Origin of the sequence: Rothia aerolata (genome assembly GCF_014635585.1) — a bacterium.
Lineage (GTDB): Bacteria > Actinomycetota > Actinomycetes > Actinomycetales > Micrococcaceae > Rothia > Rothia aerolata.
On sequence record NZ_BMDC01000001.1, the window covers coordinates 379,957 to 396,042 of the forward strand.

Annotated in this window: 17 protein-coding genes; all 17 read right to left on the bottom strand. The window is 58.4% G+C overall.

Features of this window, described 5'->3' with window-relative positions; all coding sequences use genetic code 11:
* Position 1: 1 nt before the first annotated feature.
* The 17 genes from carA to rpsD all read right to left on the bottom strand — a co-directional run bounded on the left by carA (position 2) and on the right by rpsD (position 15,804).
* Entirely contained in the window at positions 2–1,165 is a 1,164-nt protein-coding gene (carA, locus tag IEV00_RS01610) for a glutamine-hydrolyzing carbamoyl-phosphate synthase small subunit (RefSeq protein ID WP_188358592.1), read from the bottom strand.
* A gap of 39 nt (positions 1,166–1,204) precedes the next feature.
* Entirely contained in the window at positions 1,205–1,717 is a 513-nt protein-coding gene (locus IEV00_RS01615) for a PH-like domain-containing protein (RefSeq protein ID WP_188358593.1), read from the bottom strand.
* A 35-nt stretch (positions 1,718–1,752) separates the two neighbouring features.
* Entirely contained in the window at positions 1,753–3,057 is a 1,305-nt protein-coding gene (locus tag IEV00_RS01620; protein WP_188358594.1) for a dihydroorotase, read from the bottom strand.
* Positions 3,058–3,081: 24 nt separating this feature from the next.
* The gene (locus tag IEV00_RS01625) at positions 3,082–4,062 is read right to left on the bottom strand and encodes an aspartate carbamoyltransferase catalytic subunit (protein ID WP_188358595.1); all 981 of its coding nucleotides are present in this window, start codon (positions 4,060–4,062) and stop codon (positions 3,082–3,084) included.
* 4 nt (positions 4,063–4,066) lie between these two features.
* Positions 4,067–4,636, bottom strand: a complete 570-nt coding sequence (pyrR, locus tag IEV00_RS01630; protein WP_188358596.1) for a bifunctional pyr operon transcriptional regulator/uracil phosphoribosyltransferase PyrR — start codon at positions 4,634–4,636, stop codon at positions 4,067–4,069.
* Positions 4,637–4,785: 149 nt separating this feature from the next.
* Positions 4,786–5,196 carry a transcription antitermination factor NusB gene (nusB, locus tag IEV00_RS01635; protein WP_188358597.1) on the bottom strand — a complete coding sequence of 137 codons (411 nt, stop codon included), beginning with the start codon at positions 5,194–5,196 and terminating at the stop codon, positions 4,786–4,788.
* Positions 5,197–5,208: 12 nt separating this feature from the next.
* On the bottom strand, positions 5,209–5,772 hold the full coding sequence (gene efp / locus IEV00_RS01640) for an elongation factor P (RefSeq protein ID WP_188358598.1): 564 nt from the start codon (positions 5,770–5,772) through the stop codon (positions 5,209–5,211).
* Between the two features lie 101 nt (positions 5,773–5,873).
* Positions 5,874–6,968: a 3-dehydroquinate synthase gene (gene aroB, locus IEV00_RS01645; RefSeq protein ID WP_188358599.1), complete on the bottom strand. Its 1,095-nt coding sequence runs from the start codon at positions 6,966–6,968 to the stop codon at positions 5,874–5,876.
* On the bottom strand, positions 6,965–7,588 hold the full coding sequence (locus IEV00_RS01650; RefSeq protein ID WP_188358600.1) for a shikimate kinase: 624 nt from the start codon (positions 7,586–7,588) through the stop codon (positions 6,965–6,967). The genes aroB and IEV00_RS01650 overlap by 4 nt, the downstream gene beginning before the upstream one ends.
* Positions 7,589–7,593: 5 nt before the next feature.
* Entirely contained in the window at positions 7,594–8,808 is a 1,215-nt protein-coding gene (aroC, locus tag IEV00_RS01655; RefSeq protein WP_188358601.1) for a chorismate synthase, read from the bottom strand.
* A 111-nt stretch (positions 8,809–8,919) separates the two neighbouring features.
* Entirely contained in the window at positions 8,920–9,879 is a 960-nt protein-coding gene (locus tag IEV00_RS01660) for a shikimate dehydrogenase family protein (RefSeq protein WP_188358602.1), read from the bottom strand.
* Complete coding sequence (mltG, locus tag IEV00_RS01665) at positions 9,879–11,030, bottom strand: endolytic transglycosylase MltG (RefSeq protein ID WP_373868212.1); 1,152 nt, start codon at positions 11,028–11,030, stop codon at positions 9,879–9,881. The genes IEV00_RS01660 and mltG overlap by 1 nt, the downstream gene beginning before the upstream one ends.
* 56 nt (positions 11,031–11,086) lie before the next feature.
* The gene (ruvX, locus tag IEV00_RS01670; RefSeq protein ID WP_188358604.1) at positions 11,087–11,620 is read right to left on the bottom strand and encodes a Holliday junction resolvase RuvX; all 534 of its coding nucleotides are present in this window, start codon (positions 11,618–11,620) and stop codon (positions 11,087–11,089) included.
* Positions 11,621–11,653: 33 nt separating this feature from the next.
* On the bottom strand, positions 11,654–14,335 hold the full coding sequence (alaS, locus tag IEV00_RS01675; protein ID WP_188358605.1) for an alanine--tRNA ligase: 2,682 nt from the start codon (positions 14,333–14,335) through the stop codon (positions 11,654–11,656).
* A 51-nt stretch (positions 14,336–14,386) separates the two neighbouring features.
* A complete protein-coding gene (locus IEV00_RS01680; protein ID WP_188358606.1) occupies positions 14,387–14,578 on the bottom strand; it encodes a hypothetical protein in 192 nt (63 codons plus the stop codon).
* A 50-nt stretch (positions 14,579–14,628) separates the two neighbouring features.
* Positions 14,629–15,036 carry a DUF948 domain-containing protein gene (locus tag IEV00_RS01685; protein WP_188358607.1) on the bottom strand — a complete coding sequence of 136 codons (408 nt, stop codon included), beginning with the start codon at positions 15,034–15,036 and terminating at the stop codon, positions 14,629–14,631.
* Between the two features lie 135 nt (positions 15,037–15,171).
* Complete coding sequence (gene rpsD / locus IEV00_RS01690; RefSeq protein ID WP_188358608.1) at positions 15,172–15,804, bottom strand: 30S ribosomal protein S4; 633 nt, start codon at positions 15,802–15,804, stop codon at positions 15,172–15,174.
* Positions 15,805–16,086 lie beyond the last annotated feature (282 nt).

Below are 16,086 nucleotides of genomic sequence, written 5' to 3' on the forward strand. Positions count from 1 at the left end.
ACTAGTTTTTGGTGCTCAGCATCAAATCGATAAAACGGTCAAACAGGTAGGCGGCGTCGTGGGGACCGGCCGCGGCTTCGGGGTGGTACTGCACCGAGAAGGCGGGAATGTCCAGGCAGCGCAGACCCTCCACGACGTCGTCGTTGAGGCCCACGTGCGAGACCTCCACTTTGCCGAACTCGGCGTTGGGGGCGGTGACGGCGCCGGTTAGCGGGGCGTCTACGGCGAAACCGTGGTTCTGGGCGGTGATTTCCACCTTGCCGGTGGTGCGGTCCATCACCGGCTGGTTGATACCGCGGTGGCCGAACTTCAGCTTGTAGGTGCCAAAGCCCAGGGCCCGGCCCAGCAGCTGGTTGCCGAAGCAGATACCGAAGAAGGGGGTGCCCTGGCGCAGTACAGACTGCAACAGCTCCACCTGGGTGTCTGCGGTGGCGGGGTCACCGGGGCCGTTGGAGAAGAATACGCCGTCGGGCCCAATAGCGTTGATTTCATCCAGGGTCACGGTAGCGGGAACAACGTGCACCCTAATACCGCGTTCTGCGAAGCGCACGGGGGTCATGGACTTGATACCGAGGTCCACAGCCACCAGGGTTCCGCGCACCTCACCCTCAAAACCGTGGTCACTGGGTTCAATCACGTAGGCGGAGTCAATCGAGACTGAATCTGCCAGGTTCTGACCAGCCATCTCTGCGGAGGAACGCACCTCATCGAGAAGCTCCTTCTCGCTGCGCTGGGCCTCAGCACCAGAGAAGATACCGGCCCGCATGGAACCTGAGCTGCGCAGGCGGCGGGTCAGTGCCCGGGTATCAATTCCCTCGATGCCCACAATGCTCTGCTCTTTCAGGTGGTCTTCAAGGCTCTGCTCGGAGCGCCAGTTAGAGGGGCGGCGGGCTGCATCGCGCACCACGTAGCCGGCAACCCAAATCTTGCGGGATTCCGCGTCTTCTGCGTTCACGCCGGTGTTGCCAATGTGGGGGGCGGTTTGGACGACGATCTGCCCTGCGTAGGAGGGGTCGGTTAGGGTCTCCTGATAGCCGGTCATACCGGTGGAAAAGACAGCTTCACCCAGGGTCTTTCCTTCCCGGCCGTAGGCTTTTCCTTGGAAGACGGTACCGTCTTCCAAAACGAGCAATGCAACACTGGAATTCTTGGCCAGGTGTGTCATGTTGAATTTCCTTATCTGCGTGGTGTCGCTGAAATCTGGTTATCGAGATGCGAGAGGTTGATCTGAAACTGTCTGGATTGCTTCAAGCAGGGAACCCTTATCTTCTGCGTAGCGGGTGCGGAAGCCGGTGTCCACCGCCTTGCCGTTGAAGTTCCAGGTCACTACCACCAGCCCGTCTTTTTCTACGAACTTACCGCTCATACCGGACTCGGTGCGCGCACCAGTGAGGTCTTCGGCAGGAATCCAAATATCCCGGCTTCCTTCGCGGGCGATAAGCACAGCATCGCTGAAGACGAAGAAGTGGGATACCGCCTTATAGCCGAGGGAGTCAACGGCTATGCGGTCTAGCCAGTCGCCCTCGCTGGTGGTGGCAACATAGGTGCCGGGGAAAACCGCCAGGGGTTCAATGGATTCGTAACGGGCAGGAACCTCAGCTAGCCTCCCCCAGTCGCTCTGTCGCTTTTTGCGATTGTTCCAGCCCCAGACGATCAGGGCCAGGGCAATCACAATCAGGACGCCGCTGATGAGGGCGGTTGCTAGCTTAGGATCCATCTCAACCTTCTTCTTTGATTTTCTTCCGAGAATAATTAGTGGACTTTGGGGGTGGCAAGCTGACCGTCTAGCACCGTGGGGTGCCCGCCCAGGAAGGTGGCAACCACGGCACCGGGAACCTCAAGGTCGCGGTAGGGGTTATTCTTGCCCTTGGTTGCCTGTTCCTCGGGCTTAATAGTCCGCTTCGCCGCAGGGTCAACCAGCACGATATTGGCCGGTTCGCCCACCTCGAGGGGGCGGCCCTGGTTCTCTGCCAAACCAATTTCGGCGGGCTTGCTGCTCATGATTCGAGCAACATCTGCCCAGGAAATCATGTCGGTGTCTACCAGGGTCTTCTGAATAATCGACAGCGCCTGTTCCAGGCCGGTCATGCCGTTGGCCGCGCAGTCCCACTCGCAGTCCTTGGATTCAACGGGGTGGGGTGCGTGGTCGGTGCCGATGATGTCAATGGTTCCATCGGCTACCGCCTGGCGCAGAGCCATCACGTCTTCTTCGGTGCGTAGCGGGGGGTTGACCTTGTAGACCGGGTCGTAGGTGCGCACCAGCTCGTCGGTCAGCAGCAGGTGGTGCGGGGTTGCCTCGGCTGTCACCTGAATGCCCCTCTGCTTAGCCCAGCGCACAATCTCAACCGAGCCCTTGGTGGAGAGGTGGCAGATATGCAGGCGGGAGCCCACGTGCTCTGCCAGCAGAACGTCGCGGGCGATGATGGATTCTTCGGCAACTGCCGGCCAGCCTGCCAGCCCCAGTTCTGCGGAAACCTTACCCTCGTTCATCTGGGCACCCTCGGTCAGACGGGGCTCCTGGGCGTGCTGGGCAATCACCCCGTTGAAGGTTTTGACGTACTCAAGGGCCCGGCGCATCAGCGCAGGATCCCACACGCACATGCCGTCGTCCGAGAAAACCCGCACCTGGGCGCGGGAGGAGGCCATGGCGCCAATTTCTGAAAGGCGCTCCCCTTTCAGGCCAACGGTGACGGCGCCGATCGGCTGCACCTGCACCCAGCCGGAGTTCTGCCCCAGCTGAAAGACCTGCTCCACCACACCGGCGGTATCTGCCACCGGGTTGGAGTTGGCCATGGCAAAAACAGCGGTGTAACCGCCCAGGGCAGCAGCCCGGCTACCTGTCTCAACGGTTTCGGCATCTTCGAGGCCGGGTTCGCGCAGGTGGGTGTGCAAATCGACCAGGCCCGGCAGGGCAATCAAACCCGTCGCACCAATGACGGTCGCCCCGGCGGCGTCCAAGTCCTCACCAACACCGGTGATCTTGCCATCCTCAACCAACAGGTCTGCGGTGTGCTCCCCCAAAATCGAGGCATTCTGAATGAGATATTTTTCAGTCATGGTTGTTCTCTTTCGGTGTTGGCTCTAGTGCGAGTAAAAGTCGTCAGCGCTTCCGCCGGTCATGAGCAGGTAGAGCACCGCCATGCGCACGGAGACACCGTTATTGACCTGGCGGAGTACCCAGGAGCGGTCAGAGTCAGCGGCAACAGCCGAGATTTCTAGGCCTCTGTTCATAGGACCGGGGTGGAGAATGGCGGTCTCGTGATCTGCGGAGTCAAGCTGGGCGAAACGCTCGGGGGTGAGGCCCCAGAGACGCGTGTATTCCTCGCCCGAGGGGAAGAAGGCCGCCTGCATGCGCTCCTTCTGAATTCGCAGTAGCATCACGGCGTCGGGCTCGGTTTTGAGAGCTTCGTCCAGGCTATAGAAAACCCGGCAGGGCCAGTCATCAATGTCTACCGGCAACAGGGTGGGCGGAGCCACGAAGATAACCTCTGCTCCCAGGGTGGTGAGCAGCCAGAGGTTAGACCGGGCCACCCGCGAGTGCAAAATATCGCCCACGATTGCCACACGCATACCTTCGAGGGCGGCACCGCGGGTTTCGATGCCCCGAGACTGCTCCTGGAACTGGCGCAGGGTCATGGCATCGAGCAGGGCCTGGGTGGGGTGGGCGTGAGTGCCGTCACCGGCATTGAGAATCGGGGCGTCAATCCAGCCCGCCTCGGCCAGGCGCTGCGGTGCGCCCGAGGCTGAATGGCGAACCACAATGGCATCGGCATTGATAGCCGCTAGGGTCTGGGCAGTATCTTTGAGGGATTCGCCCTTGGAGACCGAGGATCCTTTTGCCGCAAAATTAATGACGTCGGCGGAGAGGCGCTTCTCTGCGGTCTCGAAAGAAAGCCGGGTTCGGGTTGAGTCTTCAAAAAAGAGGTTGACCACCGTGCGGCCCTGCAGGGCGGGAAGTTTCTTGACTTCTCGCAGGCCCACCTGCCGCATATAGTCAGCGGTATCGAGAATATTAATGGCTTCTTCGCGGGTGAGGTCGCGAGTATCGAGTAGGTGCTTCACCGTTTTAGTCTCCCGCCTTTGAAATAATCTCTACCCGGTCTTCGCTACCGTCAAGAGCGCTCAGATAGACCTTAACCTTCTCATCGGAAGAGGTCGGTAGATTTTTACCCACGTGATCAGCCCGAATAGGAAGCTGGCGGTGGCCCCGGTCAACGAGTACAGCCAGGCGAACCAGGGCGGGGCGGCCGTAATCGTTGAGAGCATCCAAAGCTGCCCGAATGGTGCGGCCTGAGAAGAGAACATCGTCTACCAACACCACGGTTTTAGAGTCAATACCGCTGGGAGGTAGCTTGGTGGGTTGCGGGGAACGCCCGGGAATAGAACGCAAATCATCGCGGTACATGGTGATATCCAACTGCCCCAGACAGTCGGCAACTGAAAAAGAAGAATCGGTCTGAGCAATCTTTTCTGCCAAACGCTCAGCCAGGGGAACTCCCTTACGGGGAATACCCATCAGAACAAGGTTTTCGGCGCCCTTGTTACCTTCTAGAATCTCGTGCGCAACTCGAGTCAGCGCACGGTCGATGTCGGCTACAGACAGAATGGTGCGGGTGTGCACCGTTGAATCTGACATGTGCCGGCCTCCTTCCCCGCCTCACAGGACGGACTTAAAGGTTGCTTGCTTCTCAATAATTTATCATGCCCACCGACCCAAGATGGTCAGATTACTTAAAACAAACAGAGGCAACACAAAAGTGTTGCCTCTGCAAGAATCAACCTGTTTTATGCCAGCAGGGTGGTCTTCACCTGACGCAGACGGTCGAGAAGACCGTTCACGAACTTGGGTGAATCGTCGGTGGAGAGCAGCTTCACCAGACCGGTAGCCTCTGAAATTGCTACCGGGTCGGGAACGTCGTCATTGAAGAGAAGTTCCCAGGCACCCAGTCGAAGCACCACGCGGTCTACACTGGGCATGCGGTCCATAGTCCAGCCCTGTGAGTAGGTTTCAATGTACTCGCGGATTTCTTCGTCATGATCACGCACACCGCGCACCATCGCCTCGGAATAGGGCGAGATTTGAGCCGAGGTGTACATCCGACGCCGCACGAGCACATCCATGATGTCGTCGTTTCTCTGCTCCGCCTCAAAGAGAACCTCAAGAGCTCTCAGGCGGGCTTTAGTGCGTGAATTCACTGTGTCCTAAACTTAGTCGTTAACGCGGCCCAGGTAATCACCGGTGCGGGTGTCAACCTTCACCTTGGTGCCCTGCTCCAGGAAGAGGGGTACCTGAATCTGAGCGCCGGTTTCCAGGGTTGCGGGCTTGGTTCCGCCGGTGGAGCGGTCGCCCTGCAGGCCGGGCTCGGTGTAGGTGATTTCCAGAACCACGGATGCGGGCAGTTCAATGTAGAGGGGCTCACCCTCGTGCATTGCAATGGTTGCGACCTGGGATTCCAGCATGTAGTTGGCTGCATCGCCCACTACCAGTTCGGGAACGTTAATCTGATCGTAGGTCTTGGTATCCATGAACACGAAGGAATCGCCGTCCTGGTACAGGTACTGGTAGTCAGAGCGGTCAACGGTCGCGGTCTCAATCTTAGCGCCGGCGTTGAAGGTGCGGTCTACAACCTTGCCAGAACGCACGTTGCGCAGCTTGGTGCGAACGAAAGCGCCACCCTTACCGGGCTTGACGTGCTGGAACTCAATGGTAGACCAGAGCTGGCCGTCAATCTTGAGTACGGTACCGTTCTTGATGTCGTTGGTAGTTGCCAACCGACTCTCCTTCTTGTGTGGAATTATCAATAATCAAATGATTCATTGGCAATTGTAACGTGCCCGCGCCCGAAAGGGGGTGTCTTTTTACCAATGTCACTCTAAGCAGAGATTTCCAGGTAGGTCGTCATCAGGATTGAGTCGTCGGGAACCTCATAGATACGGGGCTTGCCCAGACGTTCGAGTACCACGAAGCGCAGCTGGTTGCCGCGGGTTTTCTTGTCCCGGCGCATGGCTTCGAGAAGTTTCTGCCACTGGTCTGCCCGGTAGGTGGTGGGTAGACCCACTGACTCGCAGATTTTCCGGGTGCGGTCTACAGTGGCCTCATCGAGGTAGCCCGCCGCCAGCGAGAGCTCTGCCGCATACACCATGCCTACAGCAACCGCTGCCCCGTGCCGCCACTGGTAGCGTTCGGCCCGCTCAATGGCGTGACCCAGGGTGTGGCCGTAGTTGAGGAATTCCCGCCTGCCGGATTCCCGTAGGTCGGCAGAGACAATCTCGGCTTTGACGGCGATAGAGCGCTCGATCAGTTCGCGAATTACCGCTGACTGGGAGTCACGCAGTTTTTCGGGGTTGGCCTCCATGATGTCCAGAATCTCTGGGTCGGCAATGAAGCCGCACTTGATAACCTCTGCCAGGCCGGTGAGCAATTCGTTTTCGGGAAGGGTGCGCAGGGTGCCGATTTCACAGAGGACGGCGGCGGGAGGGTAGAAGGTTCCGACCAGGTTTTTGCCCTCGGCGGTGTTGATCGCGGTTTTGCCGCCCACGGCTGCATCCACCATACCCAGCAGGGTGGTGGGAATGTGAACCACCTTCACCCCGCGCAGCCAGGTGGAGGCGACAAAACCCGCCAGGTCGGTGACGGCGCCACCGCCCACCGAAATAATGGCGTCGGTGCGGGTGAAGTCGTTCTGGCCCAGCACCTGCCAGCAGAAACCTGCAACCTGTAGGTGCTTGCCCTCTTCGGCATCGGGAATCTCCGCGCTGAAAGACTCATAGCCTGCCTTACGCAGGTCTTCCATCACCAGCTCGCCGGTAGAGCGCAGAGCCCGGGGATGAATCACCAGGATTCGCTGGGTCTGGGCGCCCAGAATCCCCGGCAACTTTCCCAGCAGGTTGTGCCCCACCAGAACGTCATAGTTCTCGCTGGGTTGCTTGCCGGTTACCTTAAGCGTAGTGATCTCCTGATCGGTCACTTACTACTCCTTGTCTTTCGAGAAAGAATGAACTGTTGAATCTCGGCAGTCATCTGTGAAATACCGGGATTTCCTCGTGCATCCAAGACGTAGCTGGCCAGTTCCTCATACCGGCTGCGCCTGTCATTCATGATTTCTTTCCACCGTTGCACCGGGTTGGGCTGAAGCAGGGGGCGTGTCTTATTTCCCTCAATGCGCGGCCGCACGGTCTCGGCGTCCACCTGCACGTAAATTACCGTCTCGCCCCGGAGCATCTCGGCGACAGAATCGGTCATGGGCGCTCCCCCGCCCAGAGAGAAGATACAGTTCCGAAAAGCGGGCGATTCCAGAACCTCCCGAATCACTTCGGTTTCGGCCCTGCGGAAAGCTGCCTCACCGTGTTCTCTAAAAAAATCGGGAATTGGCCCAAACTTTTCAACAAAGTAGGTATCGGCATCGATAAATTTGTAGCCGTAGAAACGCGCCAGGTGCGAACCGATGTAGGATTTGCCCGCAGCCATGGGCCCAATCATGATGATTGGTCTTTGTCTGTCAAGAAAGCCCTCCTGCATTTCCCGAACCTGTTGCGGATCGACAGAGGCAGAAGGGGTTTCTGAGACTGAAGAGTCGTGTGGGGGCATAGGGCTTATGCGTCCCAACCGCTCACATTAGATTCCCAGTTCAGGGATTCGGGAATGTTGGCCAGGTAGGAATCCATGTTGCGGCGGGTCTCAGTAATGGAGTCTCCCCCAAACTTTTCAAGAGCTGCCTCAGCCAGAACCAGGGCCACCATAGCCTCTGCCACCACGCCGGCTGCCGGCACTGCACAAACGTCTGAGCGCTGGTGGTGGGCCCGGGCTTCTTCACCGGTTGAGGTGTCAACGGTTTTCAGAGCTTTGGGAACGGTGGCGATGGGCTTCATGGCAGCGCGAACCCGCAGCAGATCACCGATGCTCATACCGCCCTCGATACCGCCGGCGCGGTTAGAGTCGCGGGTGACCCCGTGCTCCCCGATTGAAATCTCATCGTGGGCGGCGGTACCGGGGCGGGCTGCGGTGAGGAAACCGTCACCAACCTCAACACCCTTGATAGCCTGAATACCCATCAGGGCAGCTGCCAGCCGCGCGTCCAGGCGGCGGTCCCAGTGCACAAAAGAACCCAGTCCAGGGGGCATACCGTAGGCCAGAACCTCTACCACGCCGCCCAGGGTCTCACCGTTCTTCTTACCCTCGTCAATGGTTGCCACCATTGATTCAGAAGTCTTCGCGTCAAAGCAGCGCACGGGGTCAGCATCGAGCGTCTCAACATCAGAGGGCTTGGGGCGGGGCGCATCCAGGGGCGCTTCTACACCGGCGATAGCGGTGGTGTGGCTCACCAGCTCAACGCCGAGAGCCTTGAGAATCTGCGCAGCAACCACGCCCAGGGCGACGCGGGTTGCCGTCTCTCGCGCAGAGGCACGTTCCAGAACCGGCCGGGCTTCGTCGAAGCCGTACTTCTGCATACCGGTAAAATCTGCGTGACCGGGGCGGGGCCTGGTGAGGGCAGCGTTACGGGCCTTGCCCTCAAGCAGAGCGGGGTCAACGGGGTCTGCACTCATGACGTCCTGCCACTTGGGCCACTCGGTGTTGGCAATCTCAATGGCAACGGGGCCGCCCATGGTCTTACCGTGGCGCACACCGCCCAAAAGGCGAACCCGATCTTCTTCAAACTTCATCCGCGCGCCGCGGCCGTAACCCAGACGACGGCGGGCAAGAGCAGAGCGCACCATCTCTGAGGTCAATTCTACCCCGGCAGGTACACCTTCAATAATTCCAACCAGTGCCTCACCGTGTGATTCACCTGCGGTTAGCCAACGCAACATGGATTACTTCCTTTACACCTATGGGCGATGTTGAGCCAACATCGTCAATTACATATAGGTTCGCAAGCTTGCAAGGATAATTCAAATCCTGTGTCACACTGTGTACACCGGCTACTGATAGCGCTCGGAAAGCTTAAGTTGCCGGATAGAAGAGACCGTCTGGGGCAGACGGGTTCGCTCCTCTAGCCCGATGGCAGCGCACATGGAATTAATCATCTGAAGCTCATCGTCCAGCCGGTCTTCGGGGCTCAGGCCAATAAACAGCTTCACCTGGTCAACCGCCTGGTACATGAGCATGTCTTTGCCCGAAACCACAGAACCTCCCAGCTCTTGCCAGCGCAGGGCAATGGCTGAAGGCCAGGGGTCATAGGAAACATCCAGCAGGGCTCCATTCAGCGGAGTCTGCATCTGCTCCGCCAAGGGATCTGCTGCACCGGCAGGCAGCGTGGAGACCGCGGTGGTGTAACCGGCACTGTGAGCCGGGAAAGAATCCAGCGGATAGAAGTTCAAGAGAACGCCGATTCGCTCTGCTACCTCTTTCACCCGCTGAGCACGGGCTTCGGAGCGAACAAATACGTCAATTGAGCTAGCGCCCAAAACGCGCAGGGCAGCCACCGCCGAGGTGGCGGTGCCTCCCCCGCCTACAATAGCCGCGCGAATGCTCTGTTGCTCTGAGGCACCCGCCCAATCCAGGGCGTTGACTATCCCCGAGACATCGGTGTTGTGGCCGCAAACTTTAGGGGCGGCGTCCTGCCCTTGACGCCAATAGACCGTATTGACCACTCCCACCGCCTGCGCAAAGTCGGTCTGCTCGTCCAAAAACTTTTTGACGGCGCTCTTGAGTGGCATGGTGCAGGAGAAGCCCAGAACATTCCTTTGGCTCTGAGCCATCGCAAACCGCTCGGGCAGCTGGTCTTCAACGGTATCGAGCCGCCGGTAGCTGATATCCAGGCCAAGAAAGCGGTAGGCGGCGGTGTGCAAATCCGGTGAGAGTGAATGCTCAACCGGGTGGCCCAGCACAAAGGCTTGACCACCCGATAGTAGAGCCGAGTCGAACTCGAAGTCAGACATTAGGAGCACTTACCTTCGTTGTCGCTACACCACTGCTGGTATGCCTCAACGTTCTTCTCGTGTTCCTCGTAGGTCTCGGCAAACTTGGTTTCGCCGGTATCGAGGTTGACGGTCACCCAGAAGTAGTAGTTGTTGTCATCGGGGTTAGCTGCCGCCCTCACCGCATCAATAGCTGGTGAGCCAATGGGGCCTGCGGGCAGACCCTTGTAGTAGAAGGTGTTGTACTTGTTGTCAGGATCGTTCTTATGCTCGGTGGTGAGCTCGTAGGTTTTCTCTCCCAGGCCGTAGGCCACGGTGGCGTCGGACTGGAGGTAACCGCCGGTTTCACCCTCGGGGTTGTTCATGCGGTTTTCAATAGCGCCCGCAATGGGAGCGTAGTCAGAGGGAATGCCCTCAAATTCTAGAATCGACGCAACGGTGAGCACGTGGAAGATACGGTCATCACCTTCAACACCTGCATCAGCTAGATCCTGCTTGGTGCGATCAACCATGGTCTGTACAATCTCGGTTGCAGAAGCATCGGGATCAAAATGGTACTCACCGGGATGCAGCCAGCCCTCTAGGGTGGGGAACTGAGAGGGAATACCAAACTGCTCAAGATTATCATTGAGCTTGTTGAACTCACCGACCGGAATACCGGTGGTCTTTGAGAGATTGTCGAAGGTTTCGTTCATACGCAGGGTCTGGTTGACCGCTACATAAATCTGATCTGCCCGATCCAACTGAAGCAGGGTGTTAAGAGCTGCTTCGCTGCTCATCTTCTCCTGAAGCTGGTAGTCGCCGGGCTGAATAAAGAGATCCTCGCCCATATCGTTATAGGTCTCAACGAAACGGTTAGCATCTGCAATGATTCCACGGTTCTCCAGGTCAGCGGCAATCTGGTACATCGAGACACCCGAATCCACCGAGTAAGAAACCTCGGTGCCGTTACCGTCGCCGCGGTAATCTTTACGCTTGAACCAGCCGTACTGGGGAGCCAGCACAGCAACGATAAGCACCAGCGCAACACCGAAGACCAGCATGGCGGTAATCAGGGTATTTCGGCGGCGCTTGTGGATGCGGCGGCGTTCCTCGTCAGTCAATTCCTCGTGCTCTACCGTTAGGCCGAGAAAGCCCTCTCGCTCATCTTCTTCAGTTGAGCTCAAAAGCATACTGAGGTTTTCGGGTCCCTCATCACGCTTGGAATGTCTCGAGTTCGTAAAATCGCTCACTCGGGGTTCTCCGTCTCGTCTAATTCGTTCTCAGCAGGCTCAGCGTGTTCAGTAACTGACGTGGGGATTTCGTCTTCGATTTCAACCTGAGTGCCGGGTAAGGAGTGACCGGCTTTGATGGAATCCAAAGAATATTGCAGAATATTCACCGCTGCCACCTGATCCACCATAGTTTTAAAGTCTCGGGAAGAGACACCCGCCTCGTGGAGGGAACGATGAGCGCTCACCGTGGTCAGCCTCTCGTCAACGAGCCAGATGGGTAGGTCACGGTTCTCTGCCAGCAGTTCGCGTTTGAGCTGCAAGGCATAGTCACGGGCCATTTCTGTTGAGGCGCTTTCGCCGCCCCTCATGGTCTTGGGCAAGCCCACAAAAATCTCGGTGACGTCGTGTACCTCAAGAAGCTTCCGCAACACCCTGCGGTCTGAATTCTTCTTGAGGTCACGGCGCAAAGTTTTCAGCGGGGTTGCCAGAATACCGTCGGGGTCGCACAGGGCGAGGCCGACGCGGGCATTGCCCACGTCGACTCCCATGCGTACACCTCGTGTAAAGCTCACCGGCTCGGCTTAGCTTTCTGCAATCGCGGTACGAATTGCCGCAAAAGCGTCGTCGATCTTAGCCGGATCCTGGCCACCGCCCTGGGCGACGTCGTCCTTACCGCCGCCGCCACCGCCGAGCACTCCGGCAGCAACGCGCACCAGGGCACCGGCCTTGACGCCGGCCTCGCGGGCGGCCTCATTGGTGGCCACCAGAATCACGGGGCGGCCATTGTTGACACCGCAAACGGCAACCACGGCAGCCTCAGCGCCGAGGCGGTTGCGCAGGTCAAGAGCCAGTTCGCGTACCACGTTAGCCGAGAGTTCACCGGCGTTGTGCAGCAGGGCGCGCACGGAACCGATGGTTTCGGCTGACTCGGTGAGCTTGCCAGCCTGGGCCTGCAGCTTCTCCTTACGCAGCTTCTCTAGCTCCTTCTCAGCCTGCTTGAGCTTATCAAGGGTTTCGGTGAGCTTGGCGGGTAGGTCGGAAGACTTCTGCACCTTCATCATGGAGGTCAGCTGGTTCACCAGGGTGCGCTCGGCCGCCAGGTGGTTGAAGGAGTCCAGACCAACCAGCGCTTCAACACGGCGGTTACCCGAACCAACCGACTGCTCGGTGAGCAGGCTCAGTGAGCCAATCTCAGCGGAGGAACCAACGTGGGTACCACCGCAGAGCTCGCGGGAGAAGTCTCCACCAATCTCCACCACGCGCACTATGTCGCCGTACTTCTCACCGAAGAGGCTCATAGCACCCAGCTTCTTAGCTTCTGCCAGGGGCATTTCTCGGGTGACGGTCTGCAGGTTGTCGCGGATTGCGGTGTTGGCGACTTCCTCCACTTCCTGCTTGGCGGACTCGGAGAGTCCCTCGTTCCAGGCGAAGTCAAAGCGCAGGTAGCCCTCCTTGTTGAAGGAGCCTCGCTGGGTAGCTTCGTTGCCCAGAACCTGGTGCAGGGCGGCGTGGATGATGTGGGTACCGGAGTGGGCCTTTTCACCGTCAAAACGGCGCTGTTCATTCACGTGGGCGGTAACGGTAGCGCCGGTTGCTACTTCACCCTCGCGGACGACGGCGCGGTGCACGCTCAGGCCCTTGACCGGCTGCTGAACGTCGGAGACGTCAATGATAAAGCCGTTGCCGGAGATGGTGCCGGTATCTGCTGCCTGGCCACCGGCCTCAGCGTAGAAGGGGGTCTCGTCCAGAACAATCTCAACCTTATCCCCTGCCTTAGCGGCGGGCACGGTGGCACCGTCTACCAGAATAGCCCGCAGGGTGGTTTCGGTCTTGAGCTCGTCGTAGCCGGTGAAGATTGAGCCGCGTTCGTCGGCCAGCTCGCGGAAAGCGGAGAGGTCAGCGTGGGCACCCTTCTTAGCCTTGGCGTCTGCCTGGGCGCGGTGGCGCTGCTCTTCCATCAGTTCGCGGAAGGCCTTCTCGTCTACCTTAACGCCGGCTTCCTCAGCCATTTCCAGGGTGAGGTCGATGGGGAAACCGTAGGTATCGTGCAGGGTAAAGGCCTCTTCACCGGAGACCATTGCCTGACCCGATGCCTTAGCGTGTTTCACAGCCTCGTCCAGGCGCTCGGTGCCTGACTCGATGGTGCGCAGGAAGGCTTTTTCTTCGGCGTAGGCGATGCGGGAGATACGCTCGAAATCGTTGATGACCACGGGGAAGGCACCGCCCATAGCATCGCGGGAGGCCGGGAAGAGCACGGGCAGGCAGGGCTCGGTAACGCCCAGCAGGCGCATGGCGCGAATCGCGCGACGCATGAGACGGCGCAGAATGTAGCCGCGGCCCTCGTTGGAGGGGGTCACGCCGTCGGCAATCAGCATCAGGGAGGAACGGATGTGGTCTGCCACCACGCGCATACGCACGTCGTCCTCATAGCCCTCGTCATCAGCGTTTTCAGAACCGTGGTACTTCTTACCGGAGAGCTTAGAGGCGGCATCGAGCACAGGGCGCACCTGGTCGGTCTCGTAGAAGTTCTCAACACCCTGTAGCAGCATGGCCAGGCGCTCTACACCCAGACCGGTATCGATGTTCTTCTTGGGCAGCTCACCGAGAATCTCAAAGGAATCCTTGCCGGTGCCCTCACCGCGCTGGTACTGCATGAAGACCAGGTTCCAGATTTCGATGTAGCGGTCGTCATCTACCGCCGGGCCGCCGTCCTTACCGTAGGCCGGGCCGCGGTCGTAGAAAATCTCGGAGTCGGGGCCAGCGGGGCCGGGCTGACCGGTTGACCAGTAGTTCTCACCCATGCCCATCTTCTGAATGCGCTCGGCGGGGAAACCGACCTTGTTGGTCCAAATATCGTAGGCTTCGTCGTCGCCCTCGTAGACAGTCACCCACAGGCGCTCGGGGTCAAGACCAAAGCCACCCTGATCAACCGAGGTGGTCAGCAGCTCGTAGGCCCAGGGAATAACCTCAGCCTTGAAGTAGTCGCCGAAGGAGAAGTTACCTGCCATCTGGAAGAAGGTGCCGTGGCGGGCAGTCTTGCCCACCTCGTCAATATCCAGGGTGCGGATGCACTTCTGAACAGAAGTCGCACGCGAAAATTCGGGGGTCTCCTGCCCCAGGAAGTAAGGGATAAAGGGAACCATGCCGGCGATGGTGAACATTGCACCGGGCTGATTGGAAACCAGGGAAGCGCTGGGGATCACGGTGTGGCCGCGATCCTTGAAGAATTCAAGCCAGCGCTTTGAAATTTCCTGTGAAAGCATGAAACTTTTGTTCCTTTTCCTTCGTTGTGTACTAAAACCTAATGTTCAAGATTAGGCGAAAAAGTCTTCACCTAGCGCCCGATCGCGGGCGATTCGTTCTCGAATTTTTGCTTGAGTGTTCTGAGTATCTTCTGGTAGGCGGGACGCCGCCGGGCGGGTTTTCTCATCTACCTGCTTGATTTTGGTCTTGGGCTGAGTGCGCAGACCATACTGTTCTTTAAGCTCTGTCTCGCGCTCAGACATTCCCGCTTTCACTCTGTCCCTAAAATCTGCTGCCTGCCTAATAGCGCGGTCTAGGATTCCCACGGGCCTGCCTTTGGTGTGCTCGTTGCCCCGGAGTTCTCAGCTGCGCCGGCGCCGTCCTGCTTCATGGCCTTGCGCAAACCGTGCGAGAAGGAGGCCACCTTAATCAGGGGCTGGCCAACGGTTGAGCTCACAAGAGAAGACAGGGCTGAGACGTTGGCTGAGGCATCGGAGAAGTTATTGGTGATGTCTTCTACCTTAGCCAGCTGGGCATTGGTGGTGGAAACGGTTTTGGTGACCTCCCCCAAGAGCGGGGTTGCCTCGCTGTTGAGAGACTTAATGGTTGCGGTGAGTTCATCAAAGACCTTACCAAGTTTGATGATGGGCAGAGCCAGCAGAGCAACGAGAATTGCAAAAACTGCTGCGGCAATCAGACCCGCTATGTCTCCACCTGTCACAGGACTCCCCCGCTTATTCGAAACTTAGAACACGATTTGATAACAATCCTACCGTACGCCGGTACATACTTAAAGAACTCAAGACACAAAGGAGGGCTCGCACCCAACGGCACGAGCCCTCCTCAGACGCTTTAATTATGCAAGGCGTGAGTAGTATTCAACCACGAGCTGCTCTTCGCAGATCACGGGTACTTCTTCGCGCTTGGGTGCACGATCGAGCTTTGCGTGAAGCTTTTCGATCTCAACGTTCAGGTATGCAGGGGTGTCGGGCAGAACTGCCTGGTGCTCACCGGTTGCTGCAATCTGGAACGGGGTCATCTTCTCAGACTTGGGGTGTACGTGGATGAGCTGGCCCGGCTTCACGCGGAAGGAGGGGCGGTCAACACGAACGCCGTCAACCATGATGTGACGGTGCACAACCAGCTGACGAGCCTGAGCGATGGTGCGTGCGAAACCTGCGCGCAGAACCAGCGCGTCGAGGCGGGTCTCGAGGATTTCAACCAGGTTCTTACCGGTCTGGCCTTCAAGACGCTTTGCTTCCAGGTATGCACGGCGCATCTGAGCCTCGCGGATGTTGTACTGAGCGCGCAGACGCTGCTTCTCACGCAGCTGAACTGCGTAGTTGGAGTCAGCCTTCTTGCGGGCGCGGCCGTGCTGGCCGGGGCCGTAAGGACGGCGCTCGAAGTACTTCTCTGCCTTGGGGGTCAGTGCGATGCCGAGTGCGCGTGAGTGACGCACAGTGCGGCGGGTACGGTAATTGCTTGCCACAATTTGCCTTTCATAGCGGTTGAACCCAAGCAAAACGGATGCGCTGGGGTTCATTTTTTCTGTGTGAACTGGCCTCCTACCTTCATACCGCACACGAATTTGTGCGGTGGAGAGTTTCCGGCAGCCGCACCGGAGAACTACAACACGTCGGTGATCACCCTGTCTGTTTCCATTAAGGGTGCGTTTTGGCGTGCTTGCCAGCCAAGTTTCAAGCTTACAGTTTTCGCCTGCCTTTGTCAGCCATTAAAGAAAACCGGTGCTAGTGCTTTCACTAACACCGGT

What these genes read in the sequence shown, in the direction of transcription:
- alaS (WP_188358605.1), bottom strand. Translation starts at nt 14,335, where the DNA reads ATGCTTTCACAGGAAATTTCAAAGCGCTGGCTTGAATTCTTCAAGGAT.
- mltG (WP_373868212.1), bottom strand. Translation starts at nt 11,030, where the DNA reads ATGCTTTTGAGCTCAACTGAAGAAGATGAGCGAGAGGGCTTTCTCGGC.
- aroC (WP_188358601.1), bottom strand. Translation starts at nt 8,808, where the DNA reads ATGTTGCGTTGGCTAACCGCAGGTGAATCACACGGTGAGGCACTGGTT.
- IEV00_RS01615 (WP_188358593.1), bottom strand. Translation starts at nt 1,717, where the DNA reads ATGGATCCTAAGCTAGCAACCGCCCTCATCAGCGGCGTCCTGATTGTG.
- ruvX (WP_188358604.1), bottom strand. Translation starts at nt 11,620, where the DNA reads ATGGGAGTCGACGTGGGCAATGCCCGCGTCGGCCTCGCCCTGTGCGAC.
- IEV00_RS01620 (WP_188358594.1), bottom strand. Translation starts at nt 3,057, where the DNA reads ATGACTGAAAAATATCTCATTCAGAATGCCTCGATTTTGGGGGAGCAC.
- carA (WP_188358592.1), bottom strand. Translation starts at nt 1,165, where the DNA reads ATGACACACCTGGCCAAGAATTCCAGTGTTGCATTGCTCGTTTTGGAA.
- pyrR (WP_188358596.1), bottom strand. Translation starts at nt 4,636, where the DNA reads ATGTCAGATTCAACGGTGCACACCCGCACCATTCTGTCTGTAGCCGAC.
- IEV00_RS01680 (WP_188358606.1), bottom strand. Translation starts at nt 14,578, where the DNA reads ATGTCTGAGCGCGAGACAGAGCTTAAAGAACAGTATGGTCTGCGCACT.
- IEV00_RS01660 (WP_188358602.1), bottom strand. Translation starts at nt 9,879, where the DNA reads ATGTCTGACTTCGAGTTCGACTCGGCTCTACTATCGGGTGGTCAAGCC.
- IEV00_RS01650 (WP_188358600.1), bottom strand. Translation starts at nt 7,588, where the DNA reads ATGCCCCCACACGACTCTTCAGTCTCAGAAACCCCTTCTGCCTCTGTC.